The organism is Rhodococcus sp. 3258 (assembly GCF_031456475.1).
GTDB classification, from domain to species: Bacteria; Actinomycetota; Actinomycetes; order Mycobacteriales; family Mycobacteriaceae; genus Rhodococcoides; species Rhodococcoides fascians.
In genome coordinates, this window is sequence record NZ_JAVDUT010000002.1 from 489004 (window position 1) to 503060 (window position 14057).

Annotated in this window: 11 protein-coding genes; all 11 read left to right on the forward strand. The window is 64.9% G+C overall.

Features of this window, described 5'->3' with window-relative positions:
• The first annotated feature begins 44 nt into the window (after positions 1-44).
• The 11 genes from glf to J2X62_RS09920 all read left to right on the forward strand — a co-directional run bounded on the left by glf (position 45) and on the right by J2X62_RS09920 (position 14016).
• A complete protein-coding gene (gene glf, locus J2X62_RS09870; RefSeq protein ID WP_032366753.1) occupies positions 45-1274 on the forward strand; it encodes a UDP-galactopyranose mutase in 1230 nt (409 codons plus the stop codon).
• Positions 1271-3178 carry a glycosyltransferase gene (locus J2X62_RS09875; RefSeq protein WP_204858831.1) on the forward strand — a complete coding sequence of 636 codons (1908 nt, stop codon included), beginning with the start codon at positions 1271-1273 and terminating at the stop codon, positions 3176-3178. Before glf ends, J2X62_RS09875 begins: the two co-directional genes overlap by 4 nt.
• The gene (locus J2X62_RS09880) at positions 3156-3692 is read left to right on the forward strand and encodes a phosphatase PAP2 family protein (RefSeq protein ID WP_310180009.1); all 537 of its coding nucleotides are present in this window, start codon (positions 3156-3158) and stop codon (positions 3690-3692) included. Before J2X62_RS09875 ends, J2X62_RS09880 begins: the two co-directional genes overlap by 23 nt.
• Complete coding sequence (locus J2X62_RS09885) at positions 3689-4594, forward strand: decaprenyl-phosphate phosphoribosyltransferase (RefSeq protein ID WP_027494814.1); 906 nt, start codon at positions 3689-3691, stop codon at positions 4592-4594. The genes J2X62_RS09880 and J2X62_RS09885 overlap by 4 nt, the downstream gene beginning before the upstream one ends.
• Complete coding sequence (gene zomB / locus J2X62_RS09890) at positions 4572-6437, forward strand: flagellar motor control protein ZomB (protein ID WP_032366755.1); 1866 nt, start codon at positions 4572-4574, stop codon at positions 6435-6437. The genes J2X62_RS09885 and zomB overlap by 23 nt, the downstream gene beginning before the upstream one ends.
• A gap of 213 nt (positions 6438-6650) precedes the next feature.
• On the forward strand, positions 6651-7661 hold the full coding sequence (locus J2X62_RS09895) for an alpha/beta hydrolase family protein (RefSeq protein ID WP_174557192.1): 1011 nt from the start codon (positions 6651-6653) through the stop codon (positions 7659-7661).
• A gap of 331 nt (positions 7662-7992) precedes the next feature.
• A complete protein-coding gene (locus tag J2X62_RS09900) occupies positions 7993-9006 on the forward strand; it encodes an alpha/beta hydrolase family protein (protein ID WP_057473080.1) in 1014 nt (337 codons plus the stop codon).
• A 219-nt stretch (positions 9007-9225) separates the two neighbouring features.
• Positions 9226-11130, forward strand: a complete 1905-nt coding sequence (locus tag J2X62_RS09905; protein WP_371832707.1) for an alpha/beta hydrolase-fold protein — start codon at positions 9226-9228, stop codon at positions 11128-11130.
• 83 nt (positions 11131-11213) lie between these two features.
• Entirely contained in the window at positions 11214-11765 is a 552-nt protein-coding gene (locus tag J2X62_RS09910; protein ID WP_310180015.1) for a DUF732 domain-containing protein, read from the forward strand.
• A 9-nt stretch (positions 11766-11774) separates the two neighbouring features.
• On the forward strand, positions 11775-12728 hold the full coding sequence (locus J2X62_RS09915; RefSeq protein WP_027494808.1) for a cutinase family protein: 954 nt from the start codon (positions 11775-11777) through the stop codon (positions 12726-12728).
• Between the two features lie 289 nt (positions 12729-13017).
• A complete protein-coding gene (locus J2X62_RS09920) occupies positions 13018-14016 on the forward strand; it encodes an LLM class F420-dependent oxidoreductase (RefSeq protein ID WP_027494807.1) in 999 nt (332 codons plus the stop codon).
• Positions 14017-14057 lie beyond the last annotated feature (41 nt).

Genomic DNA, 14057 nt, shown 5'->3' on the forward strand with positions numbered 1-14057 from the left:
TGGCGGGGTGGAGCCGTCACGATCGTCGGATACCCTGGTTGCCCGTGACTGCTGTAAGCCCCGAGACCACCTCTTCCGACGCCACCGCGACCGGCCGCTACGACCTCATCGTCGTCGGATCCGGGTTCTTCGGTCTGACCGTGGCAGAACGGGCGGCGTCCCAGCTGGGCAAGCGTGTTCTCGTTCTCGACCGGCGGCACCACCTGGGCGGCAACGCGTACTCGGAAGCCGAGCCCGAGACGGGTATCGAGATTCACAAGTACGGTGCGCACCTGTTCCACACGTCCAACAAGCGCGTGTGGGACTACGTCAACCAGTTCACCGACTTCACCGGCTACCAGCACCGCGTCTTCGCGCTGCACAACGGTCAGTCGTACCAGTTCCCGATGGGCCTGGGGCTGATCTCGCAGTTCTTCGGAAAGTTCTTCTCCCCGGCCGAGGCGCGGGCCCTGATCGAGGATCAGTCCAGTGAGTTCGACTCCAAGGACGCGCAGAACTTCGAGGAGAAGGCGATCTCGCTGATCGGACGTCCGCTCTACGAGGCGTTCATCCGGGACTACACGGCCAAGCAGTGGCAGACCGATCCGAAGGAACTGCCCGCGGGCAACATCACCCGGTTGCCGGTGCGTTACACCTTCGACAACCGCTACTTCAACGACACCTACGAGGGGCTGCCGGTCGACGGCTACACCGCGTGGCTCGAGAACATGACACGCGACGAGAAAATCGACGTTCGCCTGAACACCGACTGGTTCGATGTACGCGACGAGTTGGTCGCCGAGAGCCCGAACGCCCCGATCGTCTACACCGGGCCGCTGGACCGCTACTTCGACTATTCCGAGGGCGAATTGGGCTGGCGAACCATCGATTTCGAGACCGAGGTGCTCCCGGTCGGCGATTTCCAGGGAACGCCGGTGATGAACTACAACGACGGCGACGTGCCGTTCATTCGGATCCACGAGTTCCGCCACTTCCATCCCGAGCGTGAGTACCCGACCGACAAGACGGTCATCATGCGCGAGTTCTCGCGTTTCGCCGAGAGCGGCGACGAGCCGTACTACCCGATCAACACCCCCGACGATCGGCAGAAGCTCGAGGCGTACCGCAACCGGGCGAAGGCCGAGACGGCCTCCAACGGTGTGCTGTTCGGTGGTCGACTCGGGACGTACCAGTACCTCGACATGCACATGGCCATCGCGAGCGCACTGAACATGTACGACAACACCCTGGCCCCGCACTTCGAGACCGGCACCGCCCTGGCGGGGGACAAATGACCGCCAAGCACCTGCTCGAGGACGGGGTTGCAGACGTCGCGCCGGTCCTCGGAAAATCGCTGTTGCAGCGTGTACTGCTGCCCCGTTCGGGTGAGCCGCTCGACGTGCGCACGCTGTACCTCGAAGAAGCGACCACCAATGCCAAACGCGCGCACTCGCTCTCGCGTACCTCGCTCACCATCGGCGGCGAGTCCGAGGTGTCGTTCTGCACCTACTTCAACGCATTCCCGGCGAGCTACTGGCGGCGCTACAGCATCCTGAAGTCCGTGGTGCTGCGCGTCGAGGTGTCCGGCCACTGCCGGATCGACGTCTACCGGTCCAAGGCCGATGCGTCGCGCATCCACGTCGAGGGCCGCGAGGCTGTGGACGGCGATGCGGCGCAAGAGTTTCTGATCGACCTCGGCCCGTTCGAGGACGGCGGGTGGATCTGGTTCGACATCACCTCCGATTCCGAGGTGGTCCTCGAAAGCGCCGGTTGGTACGCGCCGATCGACGCTCCCGGTGAGGCGACCGTCGCCGTCGGCATCCCCACGTTCAATCGACCCACCGACGCCGTCAAAGCGCTTGTCGCCCTTGGCTCGGACCCGTTGGTGCTCGACGTGATCCAGGCCGTCATCATGCCGGATCAGGGCACCCGCAAGGCGAAGGACGAACCCGGCTTCGACGAGGCCGCAGCTGCGCTCGGTGGCCGTCTCGCGATCCACGATCAGGCGAACCTCGGTGGGTCCGGCGGCTACAGCCGGATCATGTACGAGGCGCTGAACAACACTGCCTGCCAACACATTCTGTTCATGGACGACGACATCGAGATCGAGCCCGACTCGATTCTGCGGGCATTGGCGATGTCGCGTTTCGCCAAGGTGCCCACGCTCGTCGGCGGCCAGATGCTGAATCTGCAGGCGCGTAGTCACCTGCACGTCATGGGTGAAGTGATCGACCGCGGGAACTTCATGTGGACCGGCGCGCAGAACGTCGAATACGACCACGACTTCTCCGAGGACCCGCTGCGCACCAGCAAGCTGCTGCACCGCCGCATCGACGTCGATTACAACGGCTGGTGGATGTGCATGATCCCGCGCGTCGTCGCCGAGGAACTCGGGCAGCCGTTGCCCCTGTTCATCAAGTGGGACGACGCCGAATACGGCTTGCGCGCACGCGAAGCCGGCTACCCGACGGTGACGCTGCCGGGTGCCGCGATCTGGCACATGGCGTGGAGCGACAAGGACGACGCCATCGACTGGCAGGCGTACTTCCACCTGCGTAACCGTCTCGTTGTTGCGTCGCTGCACATGCCCGGCGACGGCAAGGGCCTGGTTCTCGACACCATCAAGGCCACCGTCAAGCACCTGCTGTGCCTCGAGTACTCGACGGTCGCCATCCAGAACCTCGCGATCCGTGACTTCCTGGCCGGTCCCGAGCACATCCTGGAGATCCTGCCCACGGCATTGCCGACGGTGCACGCACTGCGCAAGAAATTCCCCGACGCCGTCGTTGTCGGCAGTTCCACGGAGTTGCCGCTCGCATCGGGTGAGGAAGTCGGAGCCGTCGGCCTGCCGACCAACCCGATCTCCAAGGTCCGTCGTCTGGCCAAGGGCTTGCTGCACAACGTCAAGCCTGCGCACGAGCAGCACCACGAGCGTCCGCAGCTCAACGTGCCGACTCTCGACGCACGCTGGTTCCTGCTGTCCCAGGTCGACGGCGTCACCGTCACGACAGCGGACGGCCGAGGTGTCGTCTACCGCAAGCGCGACCGCGCGCAGGCCGCGGCATTGCTGAAGGAAGCGCTGTCGTTGCGCAAGCAGTTGGCAGCCGAATTCCCTGCGCTCAAGGCTCGATACCGTGATGCCGTGCCGCACCTGACCAGTAAGGAAACGTGGGAACGTGTCTTTCGTTACCAGGCGTAAAGGCCAGACCGAGGTGTCGACCGAAGTGCGCATTCTCGAAAAGGTGCAGGCCACGGTCGGCAGCGCCCCCGGTGCGATCACCGTTGCGCGCGGGATGTCGCATTTCGGCGAACATGCCCTCGGCTGGGTGGCGATCGCAGGTATCGGCGCTGTTCTGGACGCGCCGCGGCGACGCCAGTGGGCGTCGGTGGCCGTCGGTGCCGTCGGATCACATGCCGCGTCCATCGTCATCAAGCGCATCGTGCGCAGGCCGCGTCCCCACGATCCGGCCGTCCGGATCAATGTCTCGACGCCGAGCAAGCTGAGTTTTCCGTCGTCGCATGCGACATCCACCACAGCGGCTGCGGTTCTCCTCGGCCGCGTGACCGGGCTACCGTTACCGGCGGTCCTCGTCCCACCCATGTTGCTCTCGCGCTTGGTGCTCGGAGTCCATTACCCCACCGACGTGCTGGCCGGATCTGCACTCGGCGCGTTGACGGCTGCTGCCGTCGTGAAGTTCGAAGGAGACAAATGAGCGAGGATGCCGCACCCGTAGGCGCACCGCCGAAGAATCTGGCGGACGGCATCGTCAAGGCGCTTCGCCCGCGTCAGTGGGTCAAGAACGTGCTGGTCCTGGCCGCGCCGTTGGCGGCAGGCTCGGTCACCGATCGCGACGTGCTGCTGTCCGTCGCGCTCGCGTTCATCGTGTTCTGCTTCGCCGCCTCCGGTGTCTACCTGGTCAACGACGCCATGGACGTCGAAGCCGACCGCGCGCACCCCACCAAGCGGTTCCGGCCGATCGCTGCAGGAGTCCTGCCCGTCACGATCGCCTACGCGATGGCCGTGGTGTCGCTCGGACTCGCCGTCGGCCTGTCGTTCTTCGCGAACTGGAAGCTCGCGCTGGTCATCGGCGTCTACATCGTCATCCAGCTGGCGTACTGCTTCGGCCTCAAGCACCAGGCCGTGCTCGACATCTGCATCGTCTCCTCTGGCTTCCTGCTCCGCGCGATCGCCGGTGGCGTCGCTGCCTCGATCCCGCTCTCGCAGTGGTTCCTGCTGATCATGGCGTTCGGCTCGCTGTTCATGGCGGCAGGCAAGCGCTACGCCGAGCTGCAACTGGCCGAACGCACCGGGGCGAAGATCCGTAAGTCGCTCGAGAACTACACCACGACATATCTGCGCTTCGTGTGGACGCTGTCCGCGACGGCCGTCGTCATCTGCTACGGCCTGTGGGCTTTTCAACAGGACGCCGAAACGGACTCCAACTGGTTCGCCATCTCGATGATTCCGTTTACTATCGCAATCCTGCGATACGCAGTGGATGTAGACGGCGGCGAGGCAGGCGAACCCGAAGAGATCGCGTTGGGAGACAGGGTTCTCCAGCTACTCGCTATAGCGTGGATCGGAGTGGTTGGTGTCGCTGTCTACCTCGCCTGACCAGCGAGACACGCGAGAAGACACCCCGGCACCGGCGGTCTCGACCAGGGCGGTCTTCTGGGTCGGGACCGTCGTCACCGGTGCCCTGTTTCTGTGGGGTGCCTGGGAACGTCGCTGGATCGCCGACGACGGCCTGATCGTCCTGCGCACCGTCCGCAACCTGTTGGCCGGCAACGGCCCGGTGTTCAATGCGGGCGAGCGGGTCGAGACCAACACCAGCACCATCTGGACGTACCTCGTTTACGCGGGCAGCTGGCTCAGCGACGGCCGGCTCGAGTACGTGGTGCTGACGATCGCGCTCGTGCTGTCCACAGCAGCCGTCGTCATCGCGATGATCGGCACGTTCGCCCTGCGTGGGCGCACCGCGTCACGCACTCTCTTCCTCCCCGCCGGTGTGCTCGTGTACATCGCGGTACCGCCGGCCCGTGACTTCGCGACGTCCGGGCTGGAGACCTGCCTGGTCATCTTCTGGCTGGCGGTTTTGTGGCTGCTGATGGTTCGCTGGGGGCAGCGCCGCGGAGGTGGCGTCGAGCTGCTGCTGCTGGCCTTCTTCGCGGGCCTGGGCCCGCTGGTGCGCCCCGAGCTGTCCATCGTGTCGGTTCTGGCACTGGCGATGATCTTCCTCGCCCCGCAGACGTGGTTGTCGAGGCTGCGCGTGTTCGCATTCGCGGGCGCGGTTCCCGTGCTGTACCAAATTTGGCGCATGGGCTACTACGGCCTTCCGTACCCCAACACCGCAGTGTCCAAGGACGCCGGCGGTGCCAAGTGGTCGCAAGGGTGGGCGTATCTGACCAACCTGATGGGACCGTACCTACTGTGGCTCCCGCTGGTGCTGCTCCTGCTCGGTGCCGCCCTGTCGGTGACACGAGTGCGCCCGACGCTGCCCAGAACTGTGGGCGGCCTGCTCGCCGCGTTGCGCACGCCGACCGCTGTCGTCGTATTCGTGCTCGTCAGTGGATTGTTGCTCGCGGTCTACGCAATTCGAGTCGGTGGCGATTTCATGCACGGGCGAACATTGTTGCCCGCCCTGTTCACGCTGCTGTTGCCCATTTCGATATTGCCCGTCGCGCTCCCGCAACGATGGTCCGGTAATCGTGCGACTGCTGTTTTCGTCGCAGATGTATTCGTCTGGGGTGGGATCGTCGTCTGGGCTGTGATTGCGGCGAACACGACGGGAATGCCCCAGGGCTCGATCGTCGGACGAAGCGGAATCGTCGACGAACGAGCGTTCTATTCGCTCAACACCGGGCACGCTCATCCGATCCTGGCGTCGGACTATCTCGACTATCCGCGGATGCGGGCGATGGTTCAGGCGATCGACGACACCCCGGACGGCGGATTGCTGCTGCCGTCCGCGCAATTCACCTACTGGGATGTCGTCCCGCCGCCCCTCCCGATCCCCGAGGGTGGATTCGGTCACACCGTCTACTTCCTCAACCTGGGGATGACGAGCATGAACGTCGGCCTCGACGTGCGGGTCATCGATCAGATGGGGCTGGCGTACCCGTTGGCATCGCACACCGAACGCCTCGAGAACGGCCGCATCGGTCACGACAAGAACCTCTACCCGGACTGGGTCGTCGCCGATCTGGGGCTGGTCGGCATCCATCCGTACCTGCCCTGGTACATGGACGAGGACTGGGTGACCGAAGCTCAGGTGGCGTTGACCTGCCCGGACACCCAAGAAATGCTGACGTCCTACCGAGCACCGTTGACGAAGGATCTGTTCGTCCGGAATGTGAAACGTTCGTTGTTCTATGCCGGTTATCGATTCGACCGGGTGCCGAAATACGAAATACAGCGATGTGATCTTCCGGCACCTGTATTGAAGGCCGATAATTAGCCGACAGAACACGAGAAGATCACCGGGTTGCGCCGATTCGGTCTCGACGCGAAGATGAGCTGTCTCGATCCTGTAACGGGCGACGTACTTCGTGCGATAAGTGCGGAGGATATGTATGCGCCAGACCCTGGGTCGGGCGCATACATGATGAACTTGCGAGATCAATCGTTGATTGCGTAACCGATGTGACGAAGCTGCTGAGAGGTCGAGTGCATGCTGGGTAGATGGAAGAGCCGGTCCGGGGACAAGCGAGCGGGCTCCTGGGGACGCCGCGCCGCAACATCCATGCTGATGGCAGTGGTGCTACCACTGGGCTTGGCCGTGGCGGGCGGTGGCGCAACTGCCAACGCAGCGTTCGACGGCAATGCCATCGACGTCTGGACGGACTCGAGCATGGGCCCGATCAAGAGCCGGGTGTGGCGGGCAGCGGACGGTAACACCAACCGCGTCGTCTACCTGCTCGACGGCCTGCGCGCCACGACGGACATCTCGGGCTGGGAGCACGAGACCGACGCCGGAGCAGTTCTCGCCTCGTGGAACATCAACGTCGTCGAGCCGGTCGGTGGACAGTCGAGCTTCTACTCCGACTGGTACGCACCGTCCAACTTCAACGGTCAGAAGACCACCTACAAGTGGGAAACCTTCCTGACGCAGAACCTCCGCGAGAACCTGCGCGCGAACTACGGCTTCAACCCGAACCGCAACGGTGTCATCGGCATCTCGATGGGCGGCTCCGCAGCCCTCACGCTGGCTGCATACCACCCGGACCAGTTCAGCTATGCCGGTTCGCTGTCGGGCTACCTGAACATCTCCGCACCCGGCATGCGCGAGGCCATGCGCCTGGCGCTACTGGACTCCGGCCGCTACAACATCGACGCGATGTGGGGCCCGCCGTGGGATCCGGCGTGGCTGCGCAACGACCCGTTCGTCTTCGCGCCTCGCTTGCGTGACAACGGCACGCGCGTGTGGGTCTTCGCAGGCAGCGGTCTGCCCGGCGGTCTCGATCGCCCGCAGAGCTTCATCGATTACTACAACACCGCGAACGGTATGGGCCTCGAGGCCATCGCCTTGGCGAACAGCCGTGCCTTCCAGATCCGCATGGCGAGCATCGGTGCCAACAACGTCACGTATGCGTTCCCGGCCGTCGGTACCCACCAGTGGGGCTACTGGGGCGAGCAGATCCGCGTCATGGCACCGGACCTGAGCGCCAACATCGGTAACTGATCCACCCGGCAGCGTTTGCTGTCGCAGTCCCCGCTTTCGGCCCTGTAGTGATAACTCACGACTTTTCAGGGCTGTTCAGCGGGGACAGCGCAGGATAGTCTCCTGTTTCAGAAACTCGCAGAGGCGAAACTGGGACGCTGATCACAGTTTTGCCTTGGAACCGCTCGATGGAATAACCTCCATCGAGCGGTTCGCCTGTTATGCAGCAGAACCTCGACGTTTCGACACACCACAGCTTCACCCCGGCCTCATGGGCCGTCAGTCAGCCCTGTTCGATTGCCGGGGGCCGCTACGACAGCGGAGACCGCGTAGATGAGAGAGAGCACGATTCATGCGATTTGCCGGCCTCAGCAGTAACCCGAAGGCGTCATCACGCTGGCGTCAGCGCCTGCTCGGCGTGGGTGCTGCCGCACTCGTTCTGCCGATCGCAGCCGGTGTCGTCGGTGGCGCAGTCGCAGTCGCTGCCCCCACTGCCGTCGTCCATCAGACCCCGGCCGGTGGCCGCGAGGACCTGATCGTCCCGTCCGAGATGGGTCCGATCAAGGTCCAGGTCCAGTGGGCGGCACGCGGCGGAAACGCTGCTCTCTACCTGCTCGACGGCCTGCGTGCCCGCGACGATCGCAACGCCTGGACCTTCGAGACCAACGCGCAGGATCAGTTCGCCAACGACGACGTGACGCTGGTCATGCCCGTCGGCGGACAGTCCAGCTTCTACAGCGACTGGTACACCTCGTCGAACTTCAACGGCCAGGAAGTCACCTACAAGTGGGAGACGTTCCTGACGCAGGAGCTCCCGGCGTTCCTGGAGAACTACGGCGTCTCGCGCAACAACAACGGTGTTCTCGGACTGTCGATGGGTGGTTCGGCTGCCCTGACGCTCGCCGCGTACCACCGCGACCAGTTCAAGTTCGCCGGCTCGCTCTCGGGTTACCTGAACATCTCGGCCCCGGGCATGCGTGAGGCGATTCGTATCGCGATGCTCGATGCCGGCCGCTTCAACGTCGACTCCATGTGGGGACCGCCCTGGAACCCGGCGTGGCTGCGCAACGACCCGTTCGTATTCGCACCCAGGTTGCAGGGCCTGTCGCTGTACATCTCCGCAGCCAGCGGCCTGCCCGGTCAGTTCGACCACCCGGCCGCGCCGATCGATTTCTACAACACCGCCAACGGCATGGCCCTCGAGGCACTCTCGCTCGCCAACACCCGTGCATTCCAGATCCGCATGGGCACCCTCGGTATACCGGCGACCTACAGCTTCCCGGCCAACGGAATTCACGCCTGGCCGTACTGGGGTGCCGAGCTGTGGAAGGCACGCACCCAGATCCTGGACGCGCTGAACGCCTGATTCGGTTCCGTAACGTGCTCTCCGACAATGCCGCCCCACGCTCTCGCGTCGGGCGGCATTGTCGGTTCGAGCGCCGGCTCTCCGAGCCTCCCCAATTCACATTCGCACCACCAGTCACAGCGAGTCTGCTGTTCGTGGCCATCGAGCACGTGTAGAAAGACATACGAAGCATGTCTCGAGACGAGACCTTCGGTCGTCACAGGAAAGAGAGTCACCATCATGCGCACTGGGCTTGTTCGGTTCGGTCGTACCCCATCGGCCGGCACACGGGCTCGGCGAGCGGCAGCAGCAGCAGTAACTGTCGCCTCCGCGCTGATGATTCCCTTCGCGACGACGACGTTGGCCACTGCAGCCCCGGTTGCTCATGCCGCCCCGATGGCGCAGACCGGCCCCGCCTACACCCAGGCCGGTGGAGCAACCGTCACCTCGGTGGACTGGCTCTCCGATCGCCGCGTCGCGCTGTGGATCCAGTCGCCCTCGATGGGAACGCCCATCCAGGTGCAGCTGCTGCTCGCGCGTGACTGGAACATCAACCCGCAGGCCACGTTCCCGCAGGTGTACATGTTGGACGGACTCCGGGCGACCGACCAGGAGAACGGCTGGACGGCCGAGACCGACGCCGAGGCCTACTTCGCCGACAAGAACGTCAACGTCGTCCTGCCGATCGGCGGACAGTCCAGCTTCTACTCCGACTGGGTCGATCAGGACAACGGCAAGAACTACCAGTGGGAGACGTTCCTGACCAAGGAGCTGCCGCCCATCCTGGCCAAGGACTGGCGCAGCACCGACAACCGCGGCGTCGTCGGGTTGTCGATGGGTGGCACGTCGGCAATGTTCCTCGCGGCCCGCAACCCCGGCTTCTTCAAGTTCGCCGGCTCGCTGTCGGGCATCCTGACCACCACCTCCCTCGGCATGCCGCAAGCCATCCAGTACGCGATGACCGACGCCGGCGGCTACAACTCCAAGGCCATGTGGGGCGCACCGTCCAACTCGCTGTGGGCTCAGCACGATCCGTACCTGCTGGCCGACAAGCTCAAGGGCGTCAGCCTCTACATCTCGAGCGGCAACGGCTCGACCGGCCCGTACGATCAGCCGTCGCCGATTCCGGGCGTCAGCACCAACTACGCGGGCATGGGCCTCGAGATCCTCTCGCGACTCACTTCCCAGACCTTCGCCACCAAGCTCAACCAGCTCGGAATCCCCGCGCAGGTCAACTACCGCCCCTCGGGAACGCACTCGTGGCCGTACTGGCAGTTCGAGTTGCACCAGCTGTGGCCGCAGCTCGCTACGGCACTCGGCGTCGAGGTCGACAAGCCCGCCTGCAGTGTCGCGGGCATGATCGGCAATGCGAGCGGCGCGAACTCGTGGCTGGGTCCCTGCCTCACCGCGGAGTACAACGTCGCAGGCGGACGAGCTCAGGACTTCACGTTCGGTCGGGTCTTCTTCACTCCCGACACCGGGGCGCAGGTGGTTGCCGGCGCTATCGGCGGTATCTACCAGGGCAACAAGGGCCCCGAGGGTGCGCTCGGCTTCCCGCAGACCGGCGAGATCGCCACTCCCGACGGCCGCGGCCGCTTCAACGCCTTCCAGAACGGCATGGTCTACTTCACGCCGCAGACCGGAGCCCATGTGGTCAAGGGTGCCGTGCTCGACGAGTGGGCAGCCCAGGGGTACGAGGGCGGTCCTCTGGGATACCCGGTGCTCGACGAGGTGGCAACACCCAACAAGCCCGGCTCGGTGCAGGGCTTCGAGATCGGCGCGATCTACACCTCGCCCGACGCGGGCGTGCATTCTGTGCAGGGCATGATTCTCGGTAAGTACGGTGAATTGGGTTGGGAGAGTGGACCTCTCGGGTTCCCCAAGTCCAACGAGATCGGCCCCATCCGGGACGGCGGACGGTTCAATCAGTTCGAGACCGGCAACATCTACTGGAGCCCGGTCAGCGGAGCCTGGTCCATGCCGTACGGCCCGATCTTCGACGCCTGGGGATCGGTGGGCTACGAAGGTGGCCGCCTCGGCTACCCCACCAGCGATCAGTTCGACATCGACGGTGGCGGTAAGCAACAGAACTTCCAGTTCGGCATCATCACCGTCAAGGACGGCAAGGCCACGATCGCTCCGTGACCGGAGGCAGTCACGGCTTCAGAGTTCTCTCAGAGCGTGGCTGTACTCTCGCCTGCGACCCGACGACCGAAGGATTTCGATCGATGACGCGTAACTCTCTGGCCAGAACTCTGTCACTCGGCGTGCTCGCCGTGGCGGCGAGCTCGATGCTGGTGGCGTGTGGAAGTGACGACTCGACGGCCACCGGCGCGCCGACGAGCACCACCACGGCAGCTGCGACGACGACCGAGGCGAGTTCGTCGACGTCGGCGGCCGAGAGCACCACCACTACTGTCACTCCGACCACCAGTCCGGGCGAGGCGGCGACGGCACCGCCGGAGCAACCCCAGGCCGTGCCGGACGACTTCCCGGGGCCGACGGAGAGCCAGATCGACAACCGCGGCCAGCGTTTCCTCGACGAGCTGAAGAGCAAGGGCGTCACTCCGGCGGGCAACGGCGACATCGCGGTGTCGACGGCCAACTACATCTGTGCCGCGCAGGCGCAGGGCGTCGCAGCCGACGAAATCACGACCTACGTCACCGCGAACGTCGGCGTCGAGGCGAGTGCCGCCGGAACGCAGATGAACGAGACGCAGGCCCAGCAGGCAGCCCAGACCTACATCGCCGCCGCGCAGGCGACGTACTGCACGCCGTAGTTCGCGCTGATGGCCAAACGTAAACGCAGAGTTCTGCCGGTGATCGCCTTCGCGGTGATCATCGGGCTCGTCATCGTGGCCCTGTGGTACCTCCTCGCCGGGCGTCTCGGACCCGGACCGGGACCGGTACCGCCGCCGGGGCCCGAGCAGCCGACCTCGCAACCGGCGGACTGCCCGGACGTCCAGGTCATTGCCATCCCCGGTACGTGGGAGTCGTCGTCGACCGACGACCCGTACAACCCGACCGCCAATCCGGTGTCGCTGATGCTCAACGTCACCCGGCCGCTGCAGGAGCAGTTCCCCGGATCTCGCGCGGACGTCTACACGGTTCCCTACGTCGCACAGTTCTCGAACCCCATCGCGCTGCCGCCGGACGGCCAACAGTCGTACAACAACAGCCGTACCGAGGGCAAAAACGTTGCGGTGCAGAAGATGTCGGACGTCGCAGCGCGATGCCCACTGACCAACTTCGTCATGGCGGGCTTCTCTCAGGGAGCAGTCATCTCCGGCGACATCGCGGCCGATATCGGCGCGGGTAACGGACCCATCTCCGCCGATCGTGTCCTCGGCGTCACCCTCATCGCCGACGGCCGCCGCGACGGAGTGTCGGGTACCGACGTGCCGGGACCGCTCGACGGTGTCGGAGCCGAGGTCGCCCTCGGGGGACTCGACCTCCCCGGCATCACCATGACGGGGCGTCGGGACGGCGGATTCGGCGCGCTCGACGACCGGACCAATCAGATCTGTGCGCCCGGCGACCTCATCTGTGCGTCCCCGTCGGATGGACTGTCGCTACGCAACATTCCGCAGAGCATCCAAATTCTGATCGGGGCGGCGGGCAATCCGGTGCACGCGTCGTACAACAGTTTCGTCGTCGACGGTTCCGGCACGACGGCCACCCAGTGGACGGCGGCATGGGCGGCCGATCTGATCGAGAATGCGCCGACGCCTCCGCACTCGTGATCGGGTCGTGTGGACGACGGCGTGATCGGGGTCGTGGGTAGCGCAGTGACCGGTGTCATCGATAACGGACAGGTCACAACGCGGCGTGTCGCCAACTGGTGCAGGGCACAAACCTGTGGTCTACGACCCCCAGTCGGTGGGATCCGCTCCCGCGAGCGGCTAGAGTGACGCCTTGGACCTGCGCGGATCGGCCCCGGCCGACTGCCCCGCACGGTGTGCCCAGACCCCCGGTACCGACCACCTCAGACCCCAGGTACCGGCCGCTCCAGACCCCAGAGGAGAGCAATAGATGAGTTCCGCCGAGGCCGCGACCCCCGGGCCGCGCAAATTCCGCTTCGCTGCAGGCGGAGAGGGAAACGCGGAGGAGGGCGGGGCTCGGAAGTTCATCAAGCTGGCTCAGCAGGCCGAGGAACTGGGTTACGACAGCTTCATGATTCCCGATCATCTCGGTAATCAGGTCGGGCCGATCGCGGCGCTCGGAGCTCTCGCCGTCGCCACCGACAAGATTCGGCTCGGCACGGCGGTGCTCGCCAACGGCTTCCGCCATCCCGCGGTGCTCGCCAAGGACGCGGCAACCATCGATGTGCTCTCCGGCGGACGGCTCGAACTCGGACTCGGCGCGGGCTGGATGCGCGAGGAATACGACAAGGCCGGCATCACCTACGACCGTCCCGGCGTCCGCATCGAAAAGCTCGCGGAGACCCTCGACATTCTCGACGTGTTGCTGCGCGGCCAGGAATGCAACTACGAGGGCAAGCACTACACGATCACCGGTCTCAAGGGCAGCCCTCGTCCGCGGCAGGGACCGCGTCCGCCGATCTGCATCGGCGGCGGCGGCCCCAAGATGCTCGCGCTGGCGGCCAAGCACGCCGACATCATCTCCGTGGTGCCGAGCACCTCGAAGGAAGGCAAGTTGCTGCTGTCGGGCATGACCATCGAGAAGACTCTCGAGCGCGTCGAGCTCATCCGGGCTGCCGCAGGGGATCGGTTCGACGACATCGAGCTGAACTGGGCGATCACCACCATCGTGGTCACCGACGATCGCGAGCAGATGGCCGAGATGGCGTTGGCCGCGCTGGACAACGGTTATCCGCCCAACGTGGACGTCGACGTCAAGCTCACGGTCGAGGACATTCTGTCGTCGCCGTACCTCGCCTTCGGAACGTACGAGGAAATCGCCGATCAGATCCGTAACGTTCGCGCGCGGACGACGATGTCCTATGTCGGGGTTTTCCCCACACAAATGGAAGCATTCGCTCCGGTTGTCGACTTGCTGAAAGGCGAGTGACGCAGGCGCGTGTCGGTAGCATGGAGTCGGCCTCGAGGTCG